Here is a 25,451-nt window from a genome sequence, read left to right as displayed (position 1 = left end):
CGGCTCCTTTCCCGATGACGTTGCGCATTTGAAGAATTTCCGATGAAAAACCGCTTGAACCCAGCCGGATGTCTGGATACACCCACGCTACTCTAAGGATGCGGGCGTAGCTCAGGGGTAGAGCATAACCTTGCCAAGGTTAGGGTCGTGAGTTCGAATCTCATCGCCCGCTCCAATAGAGTATTTCATCAAATTTATTGACGATCCCGATGTCGTGCGCATCCAGACAAGGATCGATCGCTTTAAGCAAATGTCGCAGAGACGCCCCTGCTTTGGCGGAAGCCGGTCCCATTCATGCCGTATTCAACCGCGATCACAGGCGCAACGGCAGAACGTCACAGTTTATTTCGAAGGGACAGACCATGGCATTTCTTTCAACGATCACCGTCGGACAAGTCATTTGCGCAGCTTTGGCCTGCGCCCTGATCTATGACCTGCGCGAACGTCTGCGCGACGACGACTCCGAAAACGAAGACCTGTATTGAACCGAAACGCCATATCCCGGGTCTGACGCGGATCAGGACATGCGCGCCCAAACGGCAGTGCCAGTCTGAGAACAAAGACGCATCCCAATGTTTGGGATGCGTCTTTTTTATTTTAATTGCTTCACAGCGTCTGACAAAACACCTGAAATATCTTGCATCACTTAACGCGTTGAAATCTTTGATTTCAGGCGGCGCTAAGTGATCCAGGTTTTTCGCATGACACCTTAATTTGGTGAAAAGATCGTGGTGCTGGTGCCGTCGGCATAAACCAGATCCACCGGTTGGGAGGCGTCAGGCAGCGTCAATGTGTAGGGATCGGGCGTGCCCTGGGTCACCTCCGCCTTGACGTCCACGGCGCACTCCTCCGACACGCCGCACCGGACCAGTTGGACCCGTTGGCGCCCATCGTCACTGTCCAACATCGCCCCGGCCAGGTAATGCGCACTTTCCATAAGCGGCATGACCGAGATCCGAATGACGCCATCATCCGCCATGGTGGCTTCGACAAGGTCCAACTGATCTTTCTGATAGATATCCATGGCTAACCTTTCCTTGCAGGCGCTCATCGCTGGCAGAACACAAAGCAGGACCAGCGCCAGCCCACTTCGTCGAACCCAAACGGTGCTTACCATGAGGATGCAGCGGATGATCCCGTTGGTGCAGCGCCAGCCGGAACCGGGCTCATGCGGGATGTCGGGCTGCGCGTCTCAAGCCGGCGAATACTGGCGCCCAACTGGCGCGGCGATTCAGCGCCCAACAGGCTCATATCGTCGGCATCCACGTCTTCGCCAACAACCCGCGCGATGACATCGCTGGCCCAGGACGAGCAGTTATGGGTGTAGTTCCAGGTCACGTTGCGGCCCAGTTCCGTATGCAATGCCGCGGCCTGGGTGGGTGTTAGCTCATAGTAGCGGCTGGCCCGCGCCCCGGCGATGGTTTCAAGCCCACGGCGGATATCGGTGCCGCTGCCATTGTCGATCGTCCGACCATGTTCATCGGGCCACAATCCGTAGCAGGTGGTCCGACCGAGTGTTGTGATGCTGATCCAGGCATGGCCACCTGTTTTGTCTCCACTGGTGACATTGCTGTGTATACCAAGAACGACCTTGGACATGATGAAAACCCCTGTGATTTTTGTCAAAATATACTTGTCCCATGAAGATGCGCATTTTTGCCGTGCATTTCAATGGATCAGTTCACGAAAGGGTGACGCGCGCTAAACCCGCGCGGCCTCCCGCCAGTCCGGCGTCATCGCGACCATCTGCCCGGTGATCGCCGCTTCCTGCGCGGCAAGGCCGATGGCGACCGCCGCCCATCCATCGGCCAGCGTCACCTCCGGCGCGGCGCTGCCTTTGACGACATCCAAAAACCGCTCATGCTGATAGAACGTGGATCCATTGTGGTCCCCAGCGGCGAGCAAGGTCGGATCGACGGGGATCGTCTGCACCTGTGGCCCCTTGGGCGACCGCGGGCTGACCACCACCTTGGGCTCCGGCGGGGCGCCAAGCGCCTCGGGCCAGAACCGTCCCGGCCCGGGCACCAGCGCCTCGATCTTGCCCCGGGGTCCAACCGCGCTGATCTCTTCTTGATAGGTGCTGCCTTCGGCGAACATACACAGCTCCAACATCGCGCGGGCACCATTGGCGAAATCGACGATCACATAGGCCGCGTCCCAGATATCCGGCACGGCACCGTTGTAGTTTTCCTCCAGATGATTCAGGACCTGCCCGCCACTGGCCATCACGCGCACCGGCTCTGACTTCAGAACCAGCCGCATCAGATCAAAGAAATGGCAGCATTTCTCAACCAGGGTGCCGCCTGTCTGGTGGTTGAAGCGATTCCAATGGCCGACCTTTTCAAGGAAGGGAAAGCGGTGCTCGCGGATGGTCAGCATCTTGACCCCGCCGGTGATCGCATCGGCCTGTTGCAGCAACGCTGTGATCGGGGGCATGTAACGATACTCCATCGCGACCCAGATCGGCGCGGCGTAGCTGGCTTGCAAAGCGCGCAGCGCAGCCAGCCCCGCCCCGTCGGTATAAAGCGGCTTTTCCACCAGAACCGGCAGGGCCCGGATCGCGGCCACCTGTTCCAGCTGCGTCATGTGCAAGTGGTTCGGGCTGGCAATCACCAGACAATCCAGATCGTTGCGCTGCAACAACGCGTCCAGCGAAGGCTCCATCGCTGCCGCCGGAGCCGTTGCCTGGGCCGCCGCGGCCATCTCTGCATCCGGCTCAAAGATCGCGCCGACACGGGCGTCACCCAACAATGCGATATTGCGTAGGTGCTCGCGGCCCATCATGCCGCACCCAATAACTCCATACGTGACTGGCACGCGCATCCCTCCTTCAGGTCATCCGATTGGTGTAATGGCACAGCTCTGGATGAAACCAGGTAAACGAGCCCTCGGCCCGCCGCCCGTCCTGCGCCCATCCGATGCGCGTCACATGCCCCATCATGGTTTGTGTGGACCGGCCCAGCCCCGCTGCCCCCCAACCCGGGATCGGCGCCACGCCAACACGATCTTCGACCCGTGCGATCCACAGACCCAGCCGGGCTTTATAATAGTGATACAAACTGTCGGACAGATCGGCGCAGCTGACCGTCTCGGCACGGTCCCCGGCCAACCAGATCTCTTCGATTGCAACCGGCTGGCCATCCAGGTTGCGCTGTCGCCGGATCCGGTGCCCCGTCTCGCCAAGCTGGAACGCCTCAGGCGGCGCGCCTTTATCCACAGACAAAACCAAAGCGGTGGGAAGCCCACCCCCACCAGGCAGCTCAAGGCGAAAAAACGAATATATACCAGACAATTCTGCGCTGGCTTTGATGTAGTTCCCTGACCCCTGCACGCGCTCCAACACACCTTGGCCGTCCAGATCCGCCAGTGCCTTGCGCAACGTACCGACGGACGTGCCGAACTGATCCGCCATATCCCGTTCCGGCGCCAGCTTCTCTCCATCGACCAAACGCCCGGCCATGATCTCTCGCAAGATCAAGGCGCTGATCTGTTTGTAAAGCGGTGGGGAAGCGTGGTCGTCCATGGCCCGTCATGCAAAATTGATACAGGATTGATCTACATCAAGGCCAGTGTTACGCAAGCGAAAATGCATGTCAGTTTCGGAGATTCGATGACGATTGTCCCTGTCACCTCTGCTGATCTGGATGCCGCTGAGGTATCGTGGTTCGCAGCCCTCTGTTCGGACGATTACCAATTCCTTGGTGTGCCCGATGGCGACCTGCGATCATCCTGGGACCATTGCAGCGCGATCCTGAAAGAAGCAGAGGCACAGGGCTTTCGCAACATCTTGTGCCCCTCATCCTATCAGGTCGGGCAAGACACGCTCAGCTTTGTTGCCGGATGCGCTCCCATCACTGACCGGATCAACATGCTGGCCGCGGTTCGGTGTGGTGAGATGCAGCCCATCATGCTCGCCCGCACCATCGCGACGCTGGATCACATGCTGAAGGGTCGGTTGACGGTCAACATCATCTCGTCCGACTTCCCCGGTGAGGTCGCCGAGAGCACCTACCGCTACCAGCGGTCCCGCGAAGTGGTCGAGATCTTGAAACAGTCCTGGACCCGGGATCACATCAATTACAGCGGCGAAATCTATGATTTCAAAGGGATCACAACGGATCCGGCGCGCCCATATCAGACCGGTGGACCCCTGCTATATTTTGGCGGCTACTCGCCTTCGGCCTTGGATCTGTGCGGCCAACATTGCGACGTCTATCTGATGTGGCCAGAGCCCAAGGATCAACTGGCCGAACGCATGAAGGCTGTCCATCAAATCGCTGAAAACTATGATCGAACGCTGGATTATGGCCTCCGTGTCCACATAATTGTCCGCGACACCGAAGCCGAAGCCAAAGAATATGCTGAATATCTGGTCAGCAAGCTCGATGACGAATATGGCCAACTGATCCGCGACCGGGCCCATGACAGCACATCGCTGGGTGTCGCCCACCAGGCCAAGGCGCGGGAATTGGCAGACAAGTTCGGCTATATCGAACCGCATCTCTGGACCGGGATCGGCCGGGCGCGATCCGGCTGCGGTGCAGCCCTTGTTGGCTCCGCCGATCAGATCTTAACCCAGATCGAAGCGTACAAAAAGATGGGCATCCGCGCCTTCATCTTCTCCGGCTACCCCCATCTGGATGAATGCCGCCACTTCGGCGAAAAGGTCATGCCGCAGCTGAAAACCTGTTCCCTGCCAGAGGTTTATGGCAGGGTCCCCGCAGATACACCTAAGACGCCGCTGGGCGCAGGAGAGCGACGTTGATGGAACGCACCACACTGGCCCCCGGTCTTGATTTCAGCCGCATCGTCTATGGTATGTGGCGCCTGGGCGATGATGACGATACCAGCCCCGCCCATGTTCAGGCCAAGGTTGAAGCCTGCCTGGAGCAAGGCATCACCACCATGGACCAAGCCGACATCTACGGCGGGTACGAGGCCGAAGCACTGTTTGGCGCCACCCTGAAAGCCGCCCCCGCCTTGCGTGAGCAGGTCGAGATCGTGACCAAATGCGATATCGTTGCACCCGCCGGGATCTATGCCGATGCGCCGGTCAAATACTACGATACGAGCCGCCAACACGTCGTAACATCGGTCGATAACTCCTTGCGATTGATGAATATCGACCAGATCGACCTGCTGTTGATCCACCGGCCCGATCCTTTGATGGACCACTACGAAACCGGTGCCGCCTTGGACGAGGTCGTGGGATCGGGCAAAGTCCGCGCCGTCGGCGTATCGAACTTCAAACTACATGACTGGACCTTGCTGCAATCCGCGATGCACACGAAACTGGTCACCAACCAGATCGAGGTTAGCCTGCTCCACCACGCCCCGTTCACCAATGGCGATATCGCATTCCTGCAGGAACGCATCATCAAGCCGATGGCCTGGTCACCCCTTGGTGGCGGCGCCTTGTTTAAAAGCGAAAACAGTGCGTTACGCGCCGCAATGAAAGCTGTGGGTGACCAGTACGGCGCAGATGAAGCCGCCGTCGCCGTCGCTTGGCTGCTCGCCCACCCCGCCGGGATCCTGCCCGTCATGGGCACGAACCGCATCGACCGGATCAAGACATTTGCCGACGCGCTCAAGGTCAAGATGGATCGCCAGACCTGGTTCACGCTCTACACTCACGCCTTGGGGCACGAGGTCCCCTGATGGCAGACGGCGCGGGACACCTGCAGATGGAAACGTTTAATCCTACGACCAGCGCGCGCACCTATCGTGATGCGCTGGGATGTTTCGCCACGGGTGTTACCGTGGTCACCTGCGCCTCAGCCAAGGGGCCCCTTGCGATGACGGCCAACAGCTTTGCCAGCGTCTCGCTCGATCCACCGCTGGTCCTATGGTCACCCGGCAAAAACTCCAGCCGCTACCCCGCATTCATGACCGCCCAGCATTTCGCCATCCATGTCCTGCGCAATGATCAGGCCGCCCTCGCCACCCGGTTTGCCAAGGACGGCACCGCGTTCGACGGCACAGCATGGACGATGGACACGAACGGCACGCCACACCTGACCGATTGCCTGTCGCGGTTCGATTGCCTGACCCATGCACAGCACGATGCGGGTGATCACACGATTATCGTCGGCCTGGTCCAGAACGCGGCCCACAGCATCGGCCAACCGCTTGTTTTTGCTCAAGGCGCCTACGGGTTCTTTACGAACGGGTCATAACCCGCAAAGGTATGGGAAGGACCGGATCAACCGGCCCCCGACAACAATGATCGGACCAACCGATCGGGAAGGGAGGAGCCCGAAATGGGTGTGCTGATGGGCCTCTTGGCTCCGCTCCGGCTATTTAACGACACCGTTCTGGCCGCCTGCCGGGTGCTGGGAATGCTGGCGCTGGCCATCATGGTCATCTTCATCCTGATCCAGGTCTTCTCCCGCTACATCCTGAACGACGCCTTGCCCTGGTCCGAAGAGGCCGCGCGGTTCTGCATGCTCTGGATGACAGGCCTCGTGGCTCCGGCCTCGTTCCGACGGGGTGGGTTTGTGGTCATTGATATGCTGGAACGCGCCCTGCCCCGACTGTTTGCCACCATCCTCAGCATGACGCTTTTACTGATCGCAGTTCTGGTCATGGTCTACGCGCTGCAGATCGGCTGGGCCGAGGTGACGGGGTTCGCAGGCACATTCAAGACGGCCTCTCTTTACACTTACATCCTGCCCAGCATCAGCGATTTGAGTATTGAATTTGGCCTGGCCAAGATGCCCCGCTCCCATATGATGGCCTCGCTGGTTGTCGGGCTCACATTGATGATCATCGTGAGTGCAGAGTTGCTGATCCGCAGCATCATCACCCTTGTCGGTGGCGGCGACGACCTCCCACCCTTGGCCGAACCAAACGTGGCGGGGGCAGAATGACCGCCCTCATCTGGTTCCTACCAATCTTCTTGATCCTGCTGATGATCGGGCTGCCAGTCTTTTTCGCGCTGCTGGCCGCACCGGGCGGCATGCTCATCGCAACGGGACAGGAAAGCGACCTCAAGCTCCTCTACCGCAACCTCTATAACGGCATGGACAGCTTCCCCCTGATGGCGCTGCCTTTCTTTATGCTCGCGGGAGAGATCATGAACCGCGGCGGCATCACCACGCGCCTAGTCGAATTCTCCCAGGCCTTCATGGGGCACCTGCGCGGCGGACTGGCCCATGTGAATATCCTGTCCTCGATCCTGTTCGCCGGTCTCTCGGGCTCGGCCGTCGCTGACACATCGGCACTCGGCTCAACCCTGATCCCGGCGATGGAAAAGAACGGCTATACCCGCCGTTTTGCCGCCGCGATCACTGCCGCTTCATCGGTCATCGGCCCAATCATCCCGCCATCGGGCATCATGATCATCTATGCCTATGTGATGGGCGAAAGCGTGGCGGCCCTGTTCCTGGCCGGGATCGTGCCCGGCATCCTCGTCGGCGTCGGCCTGATGGTCATGGTGCGCGTGCTGGCCGACCGCTACGACCTGCCCAAGGCCGAGCGCATTGTGAAGCAAGACAGCGCCATCAGCCCGGTCGAATACTATGTCAGCCTCGTCTTGCTGCGCCTGAATATCGGTGGGCTGCTCTATCTGATCTTGACCGCAACGACGGGCATCGGGTCGGAAACGGTGCAAGAGGACGGGACCGTTGTCCCCGCGGGGACACTCATTCCGCTCATTTCTTTCGTGGTCTGCTACATCGCCACCGACCTGATGCTCCGCGCCTATCGCGGCCAGGTCAGCCATGACTTCCGCATGGTCTGCAAAAAGGCGGTTGCGCCGCTGCAAACCCCGATCATCATCCTGGGCGGCATCTTGGTTGGCGTCTTCACCCCGACAGAGGCCAGCGCGATCGCCGTCTTTTACGCACTCATCATCAGCTTTTTCGTCCTGCGCTCCATGAAGGTGCGCGATCTGGGGCCTGTCCTGACCCGCTCCGCCATGGCATCGGCCACCGTCCTGTTGCTGGTCGGCGCGGCGGTCAGCTTCAAAACCGTCGTGGCTTTGTCGAACGCGCCCCAGGTCCTGGCCGATTTCATCCTCGCGCTCAGCGAAAACCCCCTGATCCTGCTGTTCCTGATCAACATCCTGCTGTTCATCGTCGGCATGTTCCTGGATGCCGGGCCTGCGATCATCATCCTGGGCCCCATCCTCGGCCCGATCTTCGTTGAAATGGGCGTCCACCCCGTCCACTTCGCCATCATCATGAGCGTCAATCTGACAGTCGGTCTGGCGACGCCGCCCATGGGGCTGGTGCTGTTTGTGGCCAGCTCTGTCTCCGGCGAACGGGTCGAAACCATCGCCCGCGCCATCCTACCGTTTCTGGCCATCGAGATCTTTGTGATCTTCCTGATCACCTATGTTCCGGCCATCTCCATGACGATCCCGCGCCTGACGGGATTCGTTTCACCCTGATGCAATATGGGAGGTTTTTCATGCTCAAGGGATTAACCACGGCTGTCGTCACGACGGCTCTACTGGCGGGGTCGTCCGTCGCGGCATGGGCCCAGGACAAGATCACGTTGCGGGCCACGGCCAACTCCAATGAAAACGACGAGGACTATGACGGTCTGGTCGTCTTTAAAAACTACGTGGAGGCCGCGTCGAACGGCGCGATCGAGGTCGAATTGTTCATCGGCACCCAGCTTTGCTCCAACGGGGCGGAATGTCTGGCCGGTGTCGCCGATGGCTCCATCGACATCTACATCTCCACCTCGGGCGGCGCGTCGGGCATCTTTCCCTACGTCCAGGTCCTCGATCTGCCTTACCTGATGGCCGATGACAGGGTGGCCGAAAAGGTGCTGACTGACACCGATTTCACCCGCACGATGCGCGACATGGCCCTGGCCGACAGTGACAATTCGATCCGCCTGATGACCATTGGCAATACCGGCGGCTGGCGCAACTTTGCCAATACCAAACGCCGGGTAGCCTCCCCCGCCGACATGGAAGGGCTGAAAATCCGCACAGTGGTCGCCGATCTACCGCAGGAGCTTGTAACAGCCCTGGGTGCCGCACCCACGCCAATCCCGTGGCCAGAACTGTTCACTAGCTTCCAGACCGGGGTGGTTGAGGGCTCCAAAAACGGCATCACCGACATCATGAGCATGAAATTCCCCGATGCCGGCCTGCAATATGTGACGCTCGACGGCCACGCTTATATGGGTGCGCTCTGGTGGATGTCGAACGCCAAGTTCACAGAGATGGATGAGGGCATGCGCCGCGTCATCGTCGATGGTTTCTACCAGCTCCAGCAGGCCACCTTCGCCTCGCCCAAGCGCAAATCCATCGCCGCTTACGAGGAATTCGTGGCCGGCGGCGGTGACCTCTACGTGCCAACGCCTGAGGAAAAGGCCGCATTCAAAGAGGCCGCCGCGCCTGTCTTTGACTGGTTCAAAGGCAATGTCGACAAGGGTGAGGAGATCTTTACCGCCCTCAGCGAGGCCGTCGCCGAAGCAGAGGCCGAGATTGACGAAGGCCGCGGAAAAGACCTGCAGTAAGGGCAGACACAGACAGGTAAAACGCGCGGTCCGGCCATGGTCCGCGCGTTTTCATTGGGCGACCTGACAAACCTTGTGAAAGGTGTGGAATCCGGCATCCCTCGATCAGCCCACTCAAAAGTGCCCCTGATCGGATCGTGACATGCGGTCACGGCGGAATATCTGGCCAACGGGCCGGGCCATTATCCAAAATGCGGTGAGATCTTCTAGACCCATGCGCCGTGCCAGGCGGGTGAAAACGGGCCCAGCCCTGGGATGCCGGTGAATGGGACAGCCCATGATCAAAGCCGCGGATCCAGGCTTTACACTTTTTTCAAACCGCATGGCGCCATCAGGTGGACGACTTGGTACTAGCTAACCGCTGTCTCCACCGAACAAATCCGCGCGGATATACCGGGGGCGGATGTCCCGGGGATTGACATCGCCCAGATCGGTCAATAGCCCTCTTTTCTTCACCCGGGCCTGATGGGTAATGCACCCGGGCGCAAGGGGCCAAGATGCTGCGGTATGGGTTGTTTCCGTCGCCCGCTTTGGTACCGTTCGCCGCAGGGGGAAGGAGGAGCCCCGGCAATGGCTCACATGATTCATCACCAGGTCGCGCGCTTCGTGCTGCGGGTCTCGGCCATGCTGATCGCCGGGGTCTGGCGCTCCCGGTCGCTGTCCGAGATCGAAGCGGCTCTGCGGCAAAGCCCGCAACCCCGCCGCGCTGTCCTCGTACTTTTTCCCTTGGTATTGTTGTTTCTGCTCAGCCTGATTGCGGCGCAGTTTGGTTGGATTGCCATGCTGGTCTTTTGGATGGGCGTCATTGCCTTAGTGAATTAGCGCCCAGGCGATAACCGGCCTGCGAGCCCGGCGGCCCAATTCACCGCCAAATAGCGAAAATGGGTAGGCGACTGTCCAAACAAAGACTGCATCGCACGGTCAGCCGCATACAAGCGCATACCAAATATATCGTATGCCTTTGTATTATAAAGAAAATTTTCGTAAATTATGATCCGCCGCCGGAATGACGGCGTAACACTTGTCATACGCAACCTCACAGGGGAACGATCATGGACTTCGGACTTGGAATTCTCACGTTCGGTACGCTCGGTTTTGCCGTTGCTTTCGGCTATGTCGGCGCGCGAGCAACGCAAAAGCTGCGCGAAAGCGATGCACCCAAATCATCCTTGTCAGCCGACGGTATCGCCGAACGCATGGCACAGATCAGCAAATAATCGGATCAGGGTGGGGCATATATACCAAGTCCCGCCCGATATCTCCTCCGCCAATATCTGTGACGTTGATTGCCAGGGCAATCGATTGGTTAAACCAACGCGCGGCGGGACGCCATCACGATGGGTTGCATGACAGCTTCCGGGACATGTTTATTTGACCATTTGGTTTCGAGCAGCCATGCAATGTCAGACGCAGGCAATGCACGTTCGAACAGAAATCCCTGACCCGATCCACACCCGAGCGCTCTCAGGAATGAGAGATCTTCCGGCGTCTCCACACCCTCTGCCGTAACTGGCAGTTCTAGTTCCCGCGCCAGAGACATGATACCCGCCACAATCTTTCGATTACTGGGCATCATGCTGATATTGGTCACGAAACTCCGATCTATCTTGATCCGGTCGAAGGGCAGATCCCGCAAGCTCGACAAGCTTGAAAATCCCGTACCGAAATCATCCAGCGCGACCGAGATGTCCAGGGCCTGCAAATCCAGGATAACGTTGCGCGCCAGCTTGAAATCCGAGATCACGGCATTCTCGGTAATCTCGATCTGGAGGCGCGTGGCGTCGAACCCCGTTTCGGATATCACGCGCCGTATCATCTCAACCAGGACGGTGTCATGGACCTCTCGCGGAGAGATATTCACGCTCAGCATAAACCGCGGATCCCAATCGCACGCCGACCCGCAGGCCTGTTTCAACACAGCACCGCTCAGGTGTTCGATCATCCCGGCCGTTTCGGCCACGGGGATGAAAACGGTTGGAGGAATCAAGCCCCGTTCCGGGTGGATCCACCGCGCCAGCACCTCGAACCCCTCGATCAGCCCGGTCTCGATATTCACGATTGGCTGAAAATGAGGCGTGATCTCTCCGTTATCGATGGCGGTATGCAGATCACTTTCCAGGATCGCCGCCTCCCGTGCCTGCTCTTCCAACGCATTGTTGTACCAGGTAAATCCGTTGCGACCCGACCGTTTGGCGGCATGAAGTGCCAAATCCGTCTGGGCCAAATTCGCACTGAATGACCGGTTGGCAGGATTGCTGGCAATTCCGACACTCACCCCGACCCTGACTTTCAGGCCCTCAATCTCAATCGGCTCGGCAATTGCATCAATGATGGCGCGTGCCAGCGCTTCGGCCCGCTGGGTGCCAGACCGATGGTCCAGCACAACGGCAAACTCGTCGCCACCCAACCGGACCATGAAGTCGTCTGCCCCGATCTGGCTCGCAATGCGTTGGGCCACAGTGATCAACACATTGTCACCCGCGGCATGCCCATAAAGATCATTGATCGGCTTGAACCGGTCCAGATCAATCAGCAGCGTTGTCAGATCGTTTTCCGCGGCGTCCGGCGTCTCCCGGGTGAGCGATTTGAGATGCGATAAAAACGCCAGCCGGTTGCCAAGCCCGGTCAATGGATCGTGCAACGCGAGATGCTGCGCCTTCGTCTCCGCCTCCAGATGCCGCCTGACCACCTTCTTCAACTGCCAAGTACGCAGGATCAAACCTATAATCAGCAACGGGATCAGGTTGATCGCCAGCAAAAAAAGCTCGTCCAGCTCCCAACTCTGGTGGTTGCGGCTGAACTCGAAAAACCACTCGAACAGATCAAAATGGACGGCAAGCGCAAAGTTTCCCAAGCCAATCAGACCAAGAACAATACAGGTGAGCACCCAATTCAGGTTTTGCAATTGCACGCCGACGCCTCCCGAAAGCTGTCAGAGCGCACTATTGCGACGCCGTCTTGCCAAACGCTTTCCAGCCCTGGGAAAAACGATGCGGATTTTAAAGATCCTGCCGGTCGCCCGGGCGACACAGGTTTTCCGTGCGCTCGCTGGCAAAACACCTAAAGTCTACCGAAAGGGATACATCCAAACCCGGTAGTCATCGATCAAAACATGCGCCTTTTCAATCTGATCCGCCGTCATCTTCTTGCGCACTTCATCCACACTGATCGCCGCGTCGGGATCGCCCCCGATCGTGCTGAGCGCATACCACATATAGGCGCGCACCAGGTCGGGCGCCGGCATCCCAAGCCCGACCTCGTAATACCAGCCAATGCCGGATTGCGCGCCCGGATGTCCTTTCAAACCCGCCCTCAGATACCATTCGAACGCGCGGGTGTAATCCTGTTCGACGCCCAGCCCCAGCGCATACATGACGCCGATCAGTTCCTCGGCATCGGCGTTACCGGATCGGGCGGCAGGCCAAAGCGCCTCACGCGCCGCGGCAAACTCTCCGGCCTCCATCAAATCGCGCGCCGCCTCGATCTCTGCCAAAACCGGCGTCGCGAGCGCCCACAGGATTACAGCAAATCGTATGCCTGCTTTGTGCATGGAATAGGCATCCTTTGTGCATCGGGTTTCGCGGCCCTTGCAGACCCCCTGCCCCACCCGTTGACCGATGCCGATTTTCTATCTGTCGATCCCGATCAGGCCAAGCTGGGACAACTGCTGTTCTATGACAAGATCCTAAGCGGCAACAAGAATATCAGTTGCGGGACCTGCCATCACGCCGATCTGGCAGGCGGCGACGGGCTGAGCCTTGGCATCGGTGAAGGTGGCAGCGGGGTCGGGCCGTCCCGCACCGGCGGCACCGGCGCTGACCGGGTGCGCAAACGCATCCCCCGTAATGCGCCAAGCCTTTGGAATCTGGGGCATAAAGATGTCAATGTGCTGTTCCATGATGGACGACTTTCGATCAGCGATCTGTACGGCAACGGCTTCAACTCCCCGGCAGAGGAATGGCTGCCCAAGGGACTGACCAATATCGTGGCGGCCCAGGCCGTCTTCCCCCTCACCGCGCAGTTTGAGATGGCTGGCAATCCAAAGGAGAACGAGGTTGCGGGCGCCGTCCATGACCGCGTCGATGCCGCCTGGCCGATCATCTCCAAGCGGGTGCGCAGCATACCGGCCTACAGTGCTGAATTCACACGCGTTTTTGAACATATCAATCACGCCGAAGACATCGGAATCGTCGATATTGCCGAAGCACTCAGCGCTTTCATCCGCATGGAGTGGCGCAATCATGACAGCCCGTTTGATGCCTATCTTGCAGGGGATCGCACAGCCCTCACCCCATCAGCGCATCGGGGTATGGAGCTGTTTTTCGGGCGCGCTGGCTGTTCCAGCTGTCATTCCGGGTCACTTTTGACCGATCAGCGCTTCCACGCCCTCGCGCTGCCTGCCTTCGGGCCCGGCCGGACCCGGCGGTTCGATCCCTATGCGCGCGATGTCGGACGGATGGGTGAAAGCGACACGCTGGAGGACGCCTATCGCTTTCGAACCCCGCCTTTGCGCAATGTCGCACTGACGGGGCCCTACGGCCATAACGGCGCCTATCCAACCTTGCGCGGGATGGTGGAACATCACCTGGACCCCACCGGCAGCCGGGCGCGATGGCGGCCTGATCAAGCCGAATTGCCGGCCTTGCCATGGCTCTCGGCAACCGATTTTGTGATCACACAGGATCGCCTGGAAATGGCCCGGCAGGACGCTCAAATCGACATCGAACCCCTGGCATTGCGTCACGCGGAAATCGACGCCATAGTCTCATTTTTACACGGCCTCACGGGGGAAACTGCTGTGAAAACACCCTTTGGTGTGCCCGAAACAGTACCAAGTGGCCTCCCTGTAGATGTTGTTTATCCCATTGATATCATTGATATATCTATCAATAGGCGTGTCCAAAATCGGTGAATAAAACGTGAAACGGGTTACCTTAAGGAAATTCTTGGGTAATCTTGCGTTAACAAGTGACAAGGTGTGTCGTGGAAGCTGTGGACCAGAATACCAAATTGCGAGTGCGCCTTTTTGGGGTGTTCTCGGCCGCTTGGGACGACGGGTCCGAGCTTCGGATACGGTCCGTGAAACAGCGGGCCATTGTTGCGATGTTGGTAACAGCGGCCGAGGGCACGCGGACCCGCGCCTGGCTGCAGGATAAGTTGTGGAGCCGGTCTGGCCATGAACATGGGCGCGCCAGCCTGCGCCGGGCACTGACCGACCTGCGCGGCCTGTTGGGCGACAATTTCAATGTTCTTTTCGATGTCAACAATACCGAGATTAGGATCAATCAGGACCAGATCCTTCTGACCGGTGGCCCCGGCGATGGCGAATTCCTTGAAGGGATCGACATCGATGAAGAGGGGTTCGAGGATTGGGTCCGCGAAGAACGTCAAAAACAGCACACGACGTCGACCGGCATCAATGCTGCAGCCCGGGCCGAGCCCAAGCCGATGGAAAAGATCAAGCTCCACCCGGTCGACTCGCTCCAACCGACCCTGGCGATCCTGCCTTTCACTACGGCCCGGGGCTATGACGGGACGGGCCAGCTGGGCGACATGATCTCGGAAGAGCTGTCTCGCACCCTATCGCGGTCGCATATGTTCGACGTTATCTCCCATCTGAGCTGTCGCAACCTCGATGCGCGGACGGTTGGCTTGCAAGATATCCGGGCGGCCTTGAACGCCGATTACATCGTCTGTGGGAACTATCGCACCGATTCCGACGCGATCCTGTTGAACGCCGATATTGTTGAGGCGCGGACGGGCAAGATTAACTGCACCCGCGATCTGCGCGGCTCCCAGCGCGCCTTCCTGCAAGGCGATGAGGAGGTGATCTATTCGCTTGCCACCGAGATCGGCAATGAGGTCATGCACCACTCTGTCGAACTGGCCAAGACCCGCCCCATTCCCCATGTCGAAACCCACACGTTGCTGATGTCGGGCATCACCCAGATGCATCGCCAAAGCGTGGCAAGTTTCGCACGCGCGAAAACCTGTATCGAAGAGGTCATCTCGCGCGTGCCCAAAAGCTCCATCGTCCATGCCTGGATGGGCAAGTGGTATATTCTCAGCGTGGTGCAAGGGTGGTCCCGCAACCTGGACCTGGACTCCCGGATCGCCAGCGATTTCACACGCAAGGCGTTGGATCTGAACCCCGAATGCTCCTTTTCGATGTCCATCGACGGCTTCGTGAACAACAACCTGCTCAAGCGCTTCGATGTCGCCATGGACCGCTACGCCGATGCGATTGAGATCGATCCGAACAATGCCCTGGCCTGGCTGCTGAAAGGCACGCTCCACGCCTTCACAGACCAAGGCGAAAAGGCGGTCGCACATACCACGCGGGCTCGGGCTCTCTCTCCGTTAGATCCGCACCGGTATTTCTTCGACGCCCTGTCTGCGGCAGCGGCCTTATCGAACAATGACAATGAGCAGGCCTTGGAAATGGCCAACCGCTCTTTGCGGGCAAACCGTCGGCACACATCGACCATGCGTGCACGAACCGTGGCCCTGCACCGGTTGGGTCGCATGGAAGAGGCACGTCAATCCGCAGACGAGCTTTTGCGGGCCGAACCAACATTGACCGTAAGCAGTTATCTGTCGCAGCATCCGGCTGCATTTTTTGAATCGGGTCGCTCTTGGGCGATCGCATTGAAAGAAGCGGGCATTCCCGCTTAAGCAATTTAAATAAAAGGATAGTTCGATGTCGATTGATGGTGGTGTTGGCGGAGTAGGAGGCGTTGGCGGAGTAGGAGGCGTTGGCGGTGTCGGGGGCGTCGGCGGCGTTGGCGGCGTGGGAGGTGTCGGCGGAGTAGGCGGCGTTGGCGGTGGCGACGGCGGCCGCGCCGGCAGCTATTCCGGTGGGCTTGCCGGGGCCATGATCATCGCGCGAGACGGGATTGTGGGCAGCTACGACCCGCCCGCGCAGCCTGCTCCACCTTTTGACCCGAACAATGCGGAGAACATGAAAGAATGGGCCCCCTGGGTCCGCGGGCTGATCCTGGAAGAGGTCGTGCTGTCCCAGATCGGCTACGGTGCGGATGGCGGACATGCGGGACTGTTCCATCTGGACGTCACCGGTGGCACCGCGACCCAGGCGCCACAATGCGCATACCATCCCCTGGCGGATGTGAAACGCCCCGAGGCGGATGATTTCCTCAAGCAGACCAAGCTGGTCTACAACTACGCGGATCTGCGCGGTGACCGGGCGGCCGAGATCCTCAACCAGGTCGGCTTTCCCACCGTATTCTTTGCCACCATCGCCTCCCTGCATCCTGCACGGAACAAGTATTCGTTGGAATTCGTCGGCTTGGCGCAGATCGTGGCGGCCAAAACGGCGATGCAGATCAAGCAGGTCCTGGCCTGCAAGCGGCCCGACCGGTTCTCGGCCCAGATCCAGCCGATGATCCCCACGCCAGGGCACGGCGCCTTGCCATCGGCCCATGCGGTTGAGGCCTTCATCGTGGCCAAGGTTCTGATCAACCTGCTGGCGGAGGCCGAGGTCAACAACCTGCCCCTGCTCAATGAAATGCTGCTCAAGCAGGCCAGCCGCATCGCGATCAACCGCCATGTTGCCGGCGTCCACTTCCCCGCTGACACCTATGCCGGTGCCGTGATGGGACTGACCCTGGGCGACTACCTATGCCAGCGCGCTGGCGCCAAGACCAAAAAAAATGGTCCGGCCGTAAAGACAACTGGCGCAAGCTTTGATGGCGTCGGTATCGGCAACACCGATTTCGCCCTCTCCTATTTCTACGATAAGGGCAAAATCGAAACCTACAAAACGCCGGACGGCGCCGAAATCGTTAAGGCGAACAAAGCGGTTCCAGACATTCAAAAGTCACCCCTTTTGAATTGGCTTTGGAGCCGGGCCGTCGGCGAATGGAAGGATGCAGAGCCGGCATAAGCGGGCCACCCTCCCATATTTTCAGCCGTTTCATTTTTTAAAGGTGCGCCATGAGCCAATTCATCTGGAATGCAGAGACTCCCGGTGGCAAGGACTTAGACGATTTTGATCCTTACTCGGTGTGGTCTTTGCGGTATGCAGCTGACTTCGATTTTGCCGCCATGGCGGAGAAGGACAACAAGGACGACTTTAAATACGACATCGTCGTCTATGCAGATGCTCAGACCGAGGTTGAGAAACTCGACGAAAACGGGCGTTCCAAGAAAGCAATCGATGTTGTTAAAGAAAGAAGCACGACCCGAACGGCGGACACTCCAAATGAGTCCCCGCAGACAGTTTCAACCCGAATTTTTCTGGAACCAACATCCGAGACCGAAGCAACGATAGAGGAAACCGGTCTCACCAAGGAGAATGCGAGGCGGAAAGCCCCAGCAAATTTGGGTGACCAGGATGCCAAATCGGTCGACGCGCAGGAAAAAAAAGAGCAGCAGCGCAAAAAGGTCCGGGACAAGATTAGATACCGGGCGCCGCTGCGGGAAAGCAGCATTTGCAAGGCAAAGCTCACTGACCCCAACTATGTCTCCGGTAATTATCCCAAGCTGAAACCAGGCTGCAGCGCCATCATCGGGATCGTCGATGATGGCATCAACCTGATCAATGACCGGTTTTCGTGCCAACACGGGGCGCATTGGCACAGCCGGGTCGATTTCGGTTGGGTCATGGACGGCAAGGCACAGCCCAAAAGCACCGTCGCCTTTGGCCGCGAATATACCCGCGACCAACTCGACCTCCAGGTCCAGGCCCGTGACATCCCCGAACGCGACAGGCTCATGGCGCTCGATCTGGTGAACTTTGCCCGGACCGGCCAGCAGACCGTGTCGCGCATGTTGTCCCACGGAACCCATGTCGCCGATCTCGCCGCGGGGTTCGACCCGCAGGACAATCGCGAAAATGCTCGGATCCTCGCCGTGCAACTACCCGCCCTCGTGACGATGGACACATCGGGCGCCTGGCTCGCCCCATTCGCCTTGGCCGGGATCAGCTACATCCTGGACCGGGCCTTCCTGATGTCCAAGATCGAAGATTTTGCCATCCCGGTCGTGATCAATTTCAGCTATGGCATTTCCGGCGGGCCCCATAATGGGCAAAGCGTCGTGGAACGCGGGATCGACACCCTGCTGCGCGCCCACGAAGAGCGGATGCTGGACACGTTCCCCAACCAGCCCCGCTTTTGCACCGCCGAATTGGTCATGCCCACCGGCAACCGCTTCCTGGACCGGGCCCATGCGGAAAAATGCGCCGATGCAAAAAATGCGGAAGTGACGATTGATCTGCCATGGCGGGTCCAGCCCTCTGATGTTACAGCAAATTTCCTGGAAATCTGGATGCCGCGCGCGGCCAAGAACGTGAAAGTCTGGGTCGCGTTGCCTGACGGGCCGAAAGTTCAGCTGAAAGATCTCAATTTCCAAACCGGCCTGGTCCTCCATCCCGATGGGCAGACCAATCCAAATTGCGTGATCGCCCGCGCCACCATCGACCGTCAGCGGGGTAGGATGCCCTCCGGCACCCAGCCGAAAAAGCGGGTGCTGCTGGCCATTGTCCCCACGCAGCTGCCCTATCCCTCCACCCGTCCCGTCGCACCATCGGGGATCTGGACCATCACAGTGACCGCCAAACTCCCTGAAGCCGGTCAAAAGATCGAAGCCTGGATCCAGCGCGATGATGAGCCGATTGGATACAAACGCCCTGGCCGTCCGTCTTATTTCGATGATCCGGATTATCGGCGGTTCGACGGCCCCGATCAGCAAGGCGATGTCAAACTGACCGATGATCCCAACTGCGTCGTCAAACGCTACGGCGCGCTCAACGGCATGGCGACGGGGCAAAAGACCCGGATTATCGGCGGCTATATGGGTCCACCCGCCGCCCATGCCGCGCTTTATGCCGGGGCGGCCGACAAAAGCACGAACGGCGCCAACCACCGCATGCGCTACCCCTGCGCTTCCGCGCAGTCAGATACCAGCCGCGTGCTGTCGGGCACCCTGGGATCGGGCACGCGCAGTGGCTCCGTCTCGGTCCTGAACGGCACCAGCGTGGCCGCCCCCCAAATGGCCCGTTACCTGGTGCTGGGCAAGCTCGGACTGCCCCTGCCCCAAACCGTGCAAGTCGCCGGACCGGTGGAGCAATTGGGCACGCAGGCCCTGCCCCAACCCGCCTGGCATCGCGGCACACGGCGGGATCCGCGTTGAGCATTCCGTGGGTCATCGGGCCCGACGGTTCAGGCATGTTTCAGCCTGCCGGCCCCGCCCCCACAATTCTACCGCTAATACCTGGTGAACTTTCACGATTGGCTCACGATAGGGTAACTCCACATCTGCTTCGCTCGGACCATGCAGTGCCCCAACGGCACAGTATACGGTGTGACTAGAGGTGAGGTTTTGCCCGAATGTTTCTCTCAGATGCGGATGACCGGGGTCATCTGCCAACGCGATCCGGATTGATAGGATCGTTTGGTGATGTAACGATGAGTTCCTTTGACTACTTCTTCCCCGATGTTGCGATGGACCAGCGCCTGGGATTGATCTCGGCCTTGGCGGATCTCGCAAACGGAATGATCGATCCCCCTGTCGGAATGGGCGGCGATGAACCCGCGCAGAACAACGACATCGCCCCGCTTTACAGCTATATCGGCCAATTGCTCAGCCATGATCTGGTCGCGCCACGGACCGATGGTGACCCCCTGGGCGATGGCCAGCCCGCCCTGTGCCTGAACGCCTCTGACCTTATCCCCCTGGAACGCGACACGGTCACCGCCGTGATCAAGAATGGACGCTCGGGTGGACTGCATCTGGAAAGCGTCTATGGCGACGCCTTGGGGTCAGAAGGCGCACGAGCCTTGCGCGACCCGACCGATCCCGCCTTGATGTGCCTGACGCCCTTGCCCGACAGCGCATCCCCCCTGGGCGATGCCCGCAACGCGTCCAGCCTGCTGTTGCGCAATCTGGTTTCGGTCCTTCTGGCCTTTCACAACGCGGTGGCAACGGCCTTGCCCGACTGCTACGCCGACCCCGATGAACGCCATGCAGAGGCCCGCCGCCGCGTCTGCTGGACCTGGCAATGGCTGATCGTGAATGATTATCTGCCGGCGATTTGCGACCCGATCACGCTGTCTTGGGTGCATTCGTCCCGCGCGCCACTCTACCGAGCGTTCTACACCCGCAACAGTATGCTCAGCGATGGCTTTCCCGTGCCGATCGAATTCGCCTTTGCCGTCACCGGCCTGCCGCACACCATGCTGCGCGCGGCCTATGATCTTAACACCCAGTTCGGCCGCCCAGGCGCGGAGGATGCCCGCCAAGGCGCCCGCCTCGAAGATCTGCTGGGCCTGTCCGATCTGTCCCCGACCGACGCCATCGCCGTCGATTGGGACAGGTTAATCGCTCCGCCAGCCGCCTATCCCGACCGGGCAGCCCGGCGGTTCGATACCGGCCTGGCCCACACATTGGGATGGCTCCCGGCGGCCGATGGCAACCTGCCACCCAACCTGGCCGCGCGGATGCTCAATGCCGGATACCGGCTCAGCATGCCGACGGCCCAGGGCGTGTTGGCGGCCCTGACCCAGCATGACAGCCTCCACGAAACCCATCCGCCCCTGCGGCCCCTTTCGGTGAAGGAGATCGGATCCGGAGAGACGGGCCACATCATGCGTCGCCACGGTTTTGTGGACCGAACGCCCTTGTGGTTCTACCTGCTGAAAGAGGCCGAGATCCGCCATGGTGGTGAGCATCTGGGCACGTTGGGCACGCGCCTTTTGGCAGAGACCGTGATCGGTCTGCTGATTAGCGATCCCGACAGTTTCTGGCATGCGCCATCGGATCAGGCAGGCGTCTGGACACCGGAGCGGATGCCGGTCGGCCAACAGGCGGTCATCAGTTTCGCGGGCCTTTTCCAGGTGGCCGGTGTCATCGGCAATGATCTGCCCCCGGGCGGCTCCATCTCGAACGGGGTGTTCACCGGCGTCTAGAGCGAGGCTCTGACCAGTCACTTTACGGCGGCGCGGTACCCCGAAAAAGCATTTGATTTCAACTGTCCCCGCGGGGACAGATCAAAATCAGCGCTCTTTTGATGGCAAAATTCCTGGCATCGACACCAAAGCGCACCTGGAAGTCAGGGAACCAAACGACGATCCGTTGGCGTTCAACTCAACTCATCGCATCGGCGTCGGATGTTGCACCGGCAAGCGCGTCGGAAATGGCATCGGCCAGCTCGCCCAGGGTGGCAGGCTTGTGCAGCAGCGGGGCCTGCACCGCCCCCATCTCGTCCGCGGTAAATCCGACATAGCCCGAGGAATAGATGACCGGCATATCCGGCAGCTTGGCCCGCACCAGGCGCGCCAGTTCAAAGCCGCCGATCTTGCCCGGCATCACGACATCCGTCAGCAGCAGATCAAAATGCGCCCCGCCATTCACCAGATCCAGGGCGGCCTGCCCCGATGTGGCGACCAAAACACCGTATCCCAGATCCCCGATCGCGGATTCCAGCATGATCAACAGATCGGTCTCATCCTCGACCACCAGAACCACCTGCCCGTGCCCCAATACCGGATCGCTTTGCGGCATCGCCTCTTCGCGCGGGCCGGCAAAGGTGCCCCGCGGAAGGGTCAATTGAACCGTGGTGCCCAGGCCAGGCTCTGAATAAATCCGAAGGTCGCCATCGGCCTGTTGCACAAAGCCGTAGACCATCGACAGACCCAGCCCGGTGCCGGAACTGCTATCTTTGGTGGTAAAGAATGGATCGGTGGCGCGGGCCAAGGTTTCCTTGTCCATGCCGGGGCCGTTATCAACAAGCGACAGCTCCACATAGCGGTAGGACAGCCCGTCCCCGCCAACGCCCACCTGCCGGTTGTCCAACTCCTTGTTGACCGACAGGACCGGCCGGGCATGCAAGGTGATGACATTGCCCTTGCCCGCCCGGATGATGGCATCGCGGCTGTTCAATACCAAGTTCATCAGGGCCGTTTCCAGCTGGGCATGGTCGCAATAGATCTGCAGCTTGTCATCCTCGGTCTGGGTTTTGATCGAGATCTGGGCCTCCAGCATCGGCGACACCAACCGTTCGAAATCCTGAAAGACTTCCTGTACGGGGCGCGAATTGGCCATGCCCGGCTGGCGCTTGGCAAAGGCCAGCAAGCGGGAGGTCAGGTCGCGCCCCCGATCCACCGACTTCATCGCGACATCCAGCAATTCGTCCCGCCGGACCGGATTGTTCGCCTTTTGGGCAAGGTTGATGGCATAGAGGATCGAGGCAAGTAAGTTATTGAAATCATGCGCAATTCCACCGGTGAGCTGACCCAAAGCGTCCAGCCGGCTCTTGCGGTCTATGACCTGGCGATTGCGCTCCTGCTCTGACACGTCATCGATCATCATGACGGTAGCGATGCCGTCCGGGTCATCCTCCAGCCGCACACTGTCAACGCGGATGTAGCGGCGATTGACCCCCGGCAGGATACGGTTCAGCAGATGGGTTTCGTTCCGCAAATTGTTGCCGCAAAGCGAGCGGTTCAACGGGTTGGCGCTGGCCTCCAACGGGGTCAGGCTTTCTGCATCCAGAAAATTGATCTCCTCCGGCCAGGGAAACGGCGTTATATCGGAAACCCCGCCCAGCATGTGGCGCGCCCGCGGGTTGACGAACAAAACCATGCCGGTTTCATCCAAGGCGACGATCCCGCTGGTCGCCACGTTCAACACAGTCTCGAATCGGTGGGAAGCGGAGGCCGCAATCTGCTTGGCATGCCAAGCGCGTCGGCCACTGTCATTCAAGGCCGCCACGATCAGATCCAACTCATCCCCCTCTGACTGCCGCGACCGGGGCAAACTGATCGCATCCGGCCCGGCCAGCCAGTTGGGCCCCCCCAACTGCTCTGACAAAGACCGCAGATGCCGCGACACCATGCGATCAAAGATGGCCAGCATGATCAGGGACGCGGCAAAGGTTTTGACAAAATTCGACGCGACCAGGGCAATGGCCTGGGCCCATAACCGGCCTCGGATCTTTGCCAATGAGACGCCGACGGTGAGTTGGCCCACTTCGCTCAAACGACCACCCTCTCCGCGATAGACGAGGGTAAAGACCTGGTCGAGCGTCCTTTGCTGCGCCTCGCTGCCGCGTTCAAAGCGCTGGCCCGTGGCCGCTTGCAAATCGACATTGATCACATCGGCCTGCGCAAAGATCCCGTCGATCAGAACATCGACCTGCGCAAAATTGAACTGCCAAAGGGCATTCTCCAACCCGCTGCGGAAACTGTTATCGATGATGCTGAACTCATCCATCACCCGGGCCAGATCACGCTGGTAGCTGTTGTAAAGCTGAAAGCAGGCCGCCAAAATGGAAAGCAGGGCCGATGCAAGGACCATCAACCCAACGATACGGCGCCCAAGGCGATTGCGCAGATACCTCAAGGGTATCGTCCAAAAGCGGGTCGGTATCGCACCGGGTCAGTCGATATCATGGGCGCTCAGCACGGCGGCCAAAGATCCATCCGCCCGCATGTCAGCCAAGGCATTATTGAAGTCTGCAATGACCTTGTCCTTTTCCGGCAATGTGTTGCGGACGGCCATGTGGATATCGTGGCTGGTCAGGATGTTGGGCATAACCTCGATCCGGTCGGCCAGGGAAGGATCGCCAAATTGGACCGCGTATTTAACCACATCTTCACTATCCAGTGTCAGGTCCACACGGTCATAGGCCACCATTTGCACGGCTTGCAGGGTTGTGGTGACCACCACCTTTTGCAGGAAATCGGCGCGGTCAAAGTTTTCTTCGTACAAAAATCCGTCCCCCACGGCGATCGTATAGGGCCGCAGACTGTCCAAGTCGGAGACGGTATGGGCTGCGCCTTTCTTGCGCACGAACTTGATATCGGTGCTAAAGAAAGGCTCCCCATAGGTCATGTAGGTTGCAATCTCTTCATCAAAGAAAAGACTGCCGACAATGTCATATTCGCCCTTGCGCGAGCCATCCATGATGCGGGCCCATGGTAGCACCTCTGTGCTGACATCGTATCCGGCCCGGATCAGAACAGCAGAGATCACGTCAAGCGAGATGCCACCATTCTTGAGCGTCTTGCCGGAAAAGGGGGGCCATTCATCGGCCACAACCGTCAGCTTGGTTTCGGCATAACCAGCCCCGGCCCAACCGAATAACGCGACGATTGTGCCAGCCATTGCCAAACCGGTCCGCCGCATTGCGGATGCAAAGACATGTTCGGTCTCATGAAGTAACCAGGGAGCGTCCATCGCAAAACCTCCTACCACTGCTACATCATCCATACAGTGTTCGACTACCATAAGAAAACGCGAAATACCGAATGGATTTTCAAATGCTGCAGAATAAAGCGGCTATTTATTCTCAAAACCTAAAGTATCTTTATGGATTTATGGCTGTAAAGCGCCGTTGGAAAACAGCCAAACCCAAAGGCCGGTGAAAGGTAACAGGCCCAGGCGCATTGTCACTGTCCAGGCCCTTTTCTGTGAGGAAAATCACGCGGCGCGGATCTGATCAGCCTTTGGGCAGCAGAACCGTATTGATCATGTGGATCACGCCATTTGACTGATTCATATCGGCGATGGTGACCGTGGCGACATTGCCCATCTCATCCGTGACCATGATCAGATCGCCATCATCGTCGATCATCCCCTTGGTCGCGGCGGCCATCGCATCGGCTGCCACGACATGGCAAGTCAGGACCTTGGTCAACTGGTCCTTGTTCGCTGGCTTCAACAGGCTTTCGACCGTGCCATCGGGCAGCGCGTCAAAGGCGGCATTGACCGGAGCAAAGACGGTAATTGGCCCGGCGCCCGACAGCGTTTCGACCAACCCTGCGGCCTTGACCGCCGCCACAAGCATGGTGTGATCGGCAGAATTCACCGCGTTTTCGATGATGTTCCGATCACCCGGCATCGCTGCCCCCCCGACCTCTGGGTTCGGTATGGCGTAATCATCGGCAAAGCCGGGCAGCGCCAATACGGTCATAAAGACAGCGGCAGGCAGAGTGAAACGGGTCATAACTCTC

At 59.2% G+C, this 25,451-nt stretch carries 23 protein-coding genes and 1 tRNA gene; 15 read left to right on the top strand and 9 right to left on the bottom strand.

What is annotated here, in order from left to right:
- The first annotated feature begins 100 nt into the window (after nt 1-100).
- Together IU397_RS12695 and IU397_RS23630 are read left to right on the top strand one after the other, a co-directional pair.
- Nucleotides 101-175 (top strand) — tRNA-Gly (locus IU397_RS12695).
- 187 nt (nt 176-362) lie between these two features.
- Nucleotides 363-485 (top strand): hypothetical protein, encoded by a 123-nt coding sequence (locus tag IU397_RS23630; protein ID WP_255569803.1) that lies wholly within the window; start codon nt 363-365, stop codon nt 483-485.
- Nucleotides 486-709: 224 nt separating this feature from the next.
- On the opposite strand, the gene IU397_RS12690 is transcribed toward IU397_RS23630, so the two are convergent.
- The 4 genes from IU397_RS12690 to IU397_RS12675 form a co-directional block, all read right to left on the bottom strand.
- Nucleotides 710-1,024 carry a hypothetical protein gene (locus tag IU397_RS12690; protein ID WP_204414059.1) on the bottom strand — a complete coding sequence of 105 codons (315 nt, stop codon included), beginning with the start codon at nt 1,022-1,024 and terminating at the stop codon, nt 710-712.
- A gap of 86 nt (nt 1,025-1,110) precedes the next feature.
- Complete coding sequence (locus IU397_RS12685; RefSeq protein WP_204414057.1) at nt 1,111-1,599, bottom strand: hypothetical protein; 489 nt, start codon at nt 1,597-1,599, stop codon at nt 1,111-1,113.
- Between the two features lie 102 nt (nt 1,600-1,701).
- Nucleotides 1,702-2,823: a Gfo/Idh/MocA family protein gene (locus IU397_RS12680; RefSeq protein WP_204414055.1), complete on the bottom strand. Its 1,122-nt coding sequence runs from the start codon at nt 2,821-2,823 to the stop codon at nt 1,702-1,704.
- Between the two features lie 7 nt (nt 2,824-2,830).
- Nucleotides 2,831-3,523 carry a GntR family transcriptional regulator gene (locus IU397_RS12675; RefSeq protein WP_204414054.1) on the bottom strand — a complete coding sequence of 231 codons (693 nt, stop codon included), beginning with the start codon at nt 3,521-3,523 and terminating at the stop codon, nt 2,831-2,833.
- Nucleotides 3,524-3,610: 87 nt separating this feature from the next.
- Here IU397_RS12675 and IU397_RS12670 point away from each other — a divergent pair, with 87 nt between their 5' ends.
- From IU397_RS12670 to IU397_RS12635, 8 genes are all read left to right on the top strand, one after another.
- Entirely contained in the window at nt 3,611-4,765 is a 1,155-nt protein-coding gene (locus tag IU397_RS12670; RefSeq protein WP_204414053.1) for an LLM class flavin-dependent oxidoreductase, read from the top strand.
- On the top strand, nt 4,765-5,658 hold the full coding sequence (locus IU397_RS12665; protein ID WP_204414052.1) for an aldo/keto reductase family oxidoreductase: 894 nt from the start codon (nt 4,765-4,767) through the stop codon (nt 5,656-5,658). Before IU397_RS12670 ends, IU397_RS12665 begins: the two co-directional genes overlap by 1 nt.
- 26 nt (nt 5,659-5,684) lie before the next feature.
- Entirely contained in the window at nt 5,685-6,176 is a 492-nt protein-coding gene (locus IU397_RS12660; protein WP_204414051.1) for a flavin reductase family protein, read from the top strand.
- An 84-nt stretch (nt 6,177-6,260) separates the two neighbouring features.
- Nucleotides 6,261-6,869 carry a TRAP transporter small permease gene (locus IU397_RS12655; RefSeq protein ID WP_204414050.1) on the top strand — a complete coding sequence of 203 codons (609 nt, stop codon included), beginning with the start codon at nt 6,261-6,263 and terminating at the stop codon, nt 6,867-6,869.
- On the top strand, nt 6,866-8,392 hold the full coding sequence (locus IU397_RS12650; RefSeq protein ID WP_204414049.1) for a TRAP transporter large permease: 1,527 nt from the start codon (nt 6,866-6,868) through the stop codon (nt 8,390-8,392). Before IU397_RS12655 ends, IU397_RS12650 begins: the two co-directional genes overlap by 4 nt.
- Nucleotides 8,393-8,412: 20 nt before the next feature.
- Nucleotides 8,413-9,477, top strand: a complete 1,065-nt coding sequence (dctP, locus tag IU397_RS12645; protein WP_204414047.1) for a TRAP transporter substrate-binding protein DctP — start codon at nt 8,413-8,415, stop codon at nt 9,475-9,477.
- A gap of 570 nt (nt 9,478-10,047) precedes the next feature.
- On the top strand, nt 10,048-10,299 hold the full coding sequence (locus IU397_RS12640; RefSeq protein WP_204414045.1) for a hypothetical protein: 252 nt from the start codon (nt 10,048-10,050) through the stop codon (nt 10,297-10,299).
- A gap of 230 nt (nt 10,300-10,529) precedes the next feature.
- Nucleotides 10,530-10,694 carry a hypothetical protein gene (locus tag IU397_RS12635; protein ID WP_204414044.1) on the top strand — a complete coding sequence of 55 codons (165 nt, stop codon included), beginning with the start codon at nt 10,530-10,532 and terminating at the stop codon, nt 10,692-10,694.
- Between the two features lie 89 nt (nt 10,695-10,783).
- On the opposite strand, the gene IU397_RS12630 is transcribed toward IU397_RS12635, so the two are convergent.
- Nucleotides 10,784-12,388 carry an EAL domain-containing protein gene (locus IU397_RS12630; RefSeq protein WP_204414042.1) on the bottom strand — a complete coding sequence of 535 codons (1,605 nt, stop codon included), beginning with the start codon at nt 12,386-12,388 and terminating at the stop codon, nt 10,784-10,786.
- Nucleotides 12,389-12,544: 156 nt separating this feature from the next.
- On the bottom strand, nt 12,545-13,027 hold the full coding sequence (locus tag IU397_RS12625; RefSeq protein ID WP_204414040.1) for a tetratricopeptide repeat protein: 483 nt from the start codon (nt 13,025-13,027) through the stop codon (nt 12,545-12,547).
- Between the two features lie 3 nt (nt 13,028-13,030).
- On the opposite strand from IU397_RS12625, the gene IU397_RS12620 reads away from it, so the two are divergent.
- The 5 genes from IU397_RS12620 (at nt 13,031) to IU397_RS12600 (ending at nt 21,404) form a co-directional block, all read left to right on the top strand.
- On the top strand, nt 13,031-14,389 hold the full coding sequence (locus IU397_RS12620) for a cytochrome-c peroxidase (RefSeq protein WP_370541678.1): 1,359 nt from the start codon (nt 13,031-13,033) through the stop codon (nt 14,387-14,389).
- A 167-nt stretch (nt 14,390-14,556) separates the two neighbouring features.
- The gene (locus tag IU397_RS12615; protein WP_204414038.1) at nt 14,557-16,152 is read left to right on the top strand and encodes a tetratricopeptide repeat protein; all 1,596 of its coding nucleotides are present in this window, start codon (nt 14,557-14,559) and stop codon (nt 16,150-16,152) included.
- Between the two features lie 25 nt (nt 16,153-16,177).
- Nucleotides 16,178-17,380, top strand: coding sequence for a phosphatase PAP2 family protein (locus tag IU397_RS12610; protein ID WP_204414036.1), 1,203 nt, complete (start codon nt 16,178-16,180; stop codon nt 17,378-17,380).
- A gap of 50 nt (nt 17,381-17,430) precedes the next feature.
- Entirely contained in the window at nt 17,431-19,629 is a 2,199-nt protein-coding gene (locus IU397_RS12605) for a hypothetical protein (RefSeq protein WP_204414028.1), read from the top strand.
- 275 nt (nt 19,630-19,904) lie between these two features.
- Entirely contained in the window at nt 19,905-21,404 is a 1,500-nt protein-coding gene (locus IU397_RS12600; protein WP_204414027.1) for a peroxidase family protein, read from the top strand.
- A gap of 178 nt (nt 21,405-21,582) precedes the next feature.
- On the opposite strand, the gene IU397_RS12595 is transcribed toward IU397_RS12600, so the two are convergent.
- From IU397_RS12595 to IU397_RS12585, 3 genes are all read right to left on the bottom strand, one after another.
- Entirely contained in the window at nt 21,583-23,838 is a 2,256-nt protein-coding gene (locus tag IU397_RS12595) for an ATP-binding protein (RefSeq protein WP_204414026.1), read from the bottom strand.
- Nucleotides 23,839-23,874: 36 nt separating this feature from the next.
- Complete coding sequence (locus tag IU397_RS12590) at nt 23,875-24,675, bottom strand: ABC transporter substrate-binding protein (RefSeq protein ID WP_204414025.1); 801 nt, start codon at nt 24,673-24,675, stop codon at nt 23,875-23,877.
- A gap of 262 nt (nt 24,676-24,937) precedes the next feature.
- The gene (locus IU397_RS12585; RefSeq protein ID WP_204414024.1) at nt 24,938-25,444 is read right to left on the bottom strand and encodes a fasciclin domain-containing protein; all 507 of its coding nucleotides are present in this window, start codon (nt 25,442-25,444) and stop codon (nt 24,938-24,940) included.
- Nucleotides 25,445-25,451 lie beyond the last annotated feature (7 nt).

It is taken from the genome of Actibacterium sp. 188UL27-1 (assembly GCF_016901225.1).
GTDB lineage: Bacteria > Pseudomonadota > Alphaproteobacteria > Rhodobacterales > Rhodobacteraceae > 188UL27-1.
This window is presented reverse-complemented; position numbering and strand designations above follow the sequence as displayed.

What these genes read in the sequence shown, in the direction of transcription:
- IU397_RS23630 (WP_255569803.1), top strand. Translation starts at nt 363, where the DNA reads ATGGCATTTCTTTCAACGATCACCGTCGGACAAGTCATTTGCGCAGCT.
- IU397_RS12690 (WP_204414059.1), bottom strand. Translation starts at nt 1,024, where the DNA reads ATGGATATCTATCAGAAAGATCAGTTGGACCTTGTCGAAGCCACCATG.
- IU397_RS12685 (WP_204414057.1), bottom strand. Translation starts at nt 1,599, where the DNA reads ATGTCCAAGGTCGTTCTTGGTATACACAGCAATGTCACCAGTGGAGAC.
- IU397_RS12680 (WP_204414055.1), bottom strand. Translation starts at nt 2,823, where the DNA reads ATGCGCGTGCCAGTCACGTATGGAGTTATTGGGTGCGGCATGATGGGC.
- IU397_RS12675 (WP_204414054.1), bottom strand. Translation starts at nt 3,523, where the DNA reads ATGGACGACCACGCTTCCCCACCGCTTTACAAACAGATCAGCGCCTTG.
- IU397_RS12670 (WP_204414053.1), top strand. Translation starts at nt 3,611, where the DNA reads ATGACGATTGTCCCTGTCACCTCTGCTGATCTGGATGCCGCTGAGGTA.
- IU397_RS12665 (WP_204414052.1), top strand. Translation starts at nt 4,765, where the DNA reads ATGGAACGCACCACACTGGCCCCCGGTCTTGATTTCAGCCGCATCGTC.
- IU397_RS12660 (WP_204414051.1), top strand. Translation starts at nt 5,685, where the DNA reads ATGGAAACGTTTAATCCTACGACCAGCGCGCGCACCTATCGTGATGCG.
- IU397_RS12655 (WP_204414050.1), top strand. Translation starts at nt 6,261, where the DNA reads ATGGGTGTGCTGATGGGCCTCTTGGCTCCGCTCCGGCTATTTAACGAC.
- IU397_RS12650 (WP_204414049.1), top strand. Translation starts at nt 6,866, where the DNA reads ATGACCGCCCTCATCTGGTTCCTACCAATCTTCTTGATCCTGCTGATG.
- dctP (WP_204414047.1), top strand. Translation starts at nt 8,413, where the DNA reads ATGCTCAAGGGATTAACCACGGCTGTCGTCACGACGGCTCTACTGGCG.
- IU397_RS12640 (WP_204414045.1), top strand. Translation starts at nt 10,048, where the DNA reads ATGGCTCACATGATTCATCACCAGGTCGCGCGCTTCGTGCTGCGGGTC.
- IU397_RS12635 (WP_204414044.1), top strand. Translation starts at nt 10,530, where the DNA reads ATGGACTTCGGACTTGGAATTCTCACGTTCGGTACGCTCGGTTTTGCC.
- IU397_RS12625 (WP_204414040.1), bottom strand. Translation starts at nt 13,027, where the DNA reads ATGCACAAAGCAGGCATACGATTTGCTGTAATCCTGTGGGCGCTCGCG.
- IU397_RS12610 (WP_204414036.1), top strand. Translation starts at nt 16,178, where the DNA reads ATGTCGATTGATGGTGGTGTTGGCGGAGTAGGAGGCGTTGGCGGAGTA.
- IU397_RS12605 (WP_204414028.1), top strand. Translation starts at nt 17,431, where the DNA reads ATGAGCCAATTCATCTGGAATGCAGAGACTCCCGGTGGCAAGGACTTA.
- IU397_RS12600 (WP_204414027.1), top strand. Translation starts at nt 19,905, where the DNA reads ATGAGTTCCTTTGACTACTTCTTCCCCGATGTTGCGATGGACCAGCGC.
- IU397_RS12590 (WP_204414025.1), bottom strand. Translation starts at nt 24,675, where the DNA reads ATGGACGCTCCCTGGTTACTTCATGAGACCGAACATGTCTTTGCATCC.
- IU397_RS12585 (WP_204414024.1), bottom strand. Translation starts at nt 25,444, where the DNA reads ATGACCCGTTTCACTCTGCCTGCCGCTGTCTTTATGACCGTATTGGCG.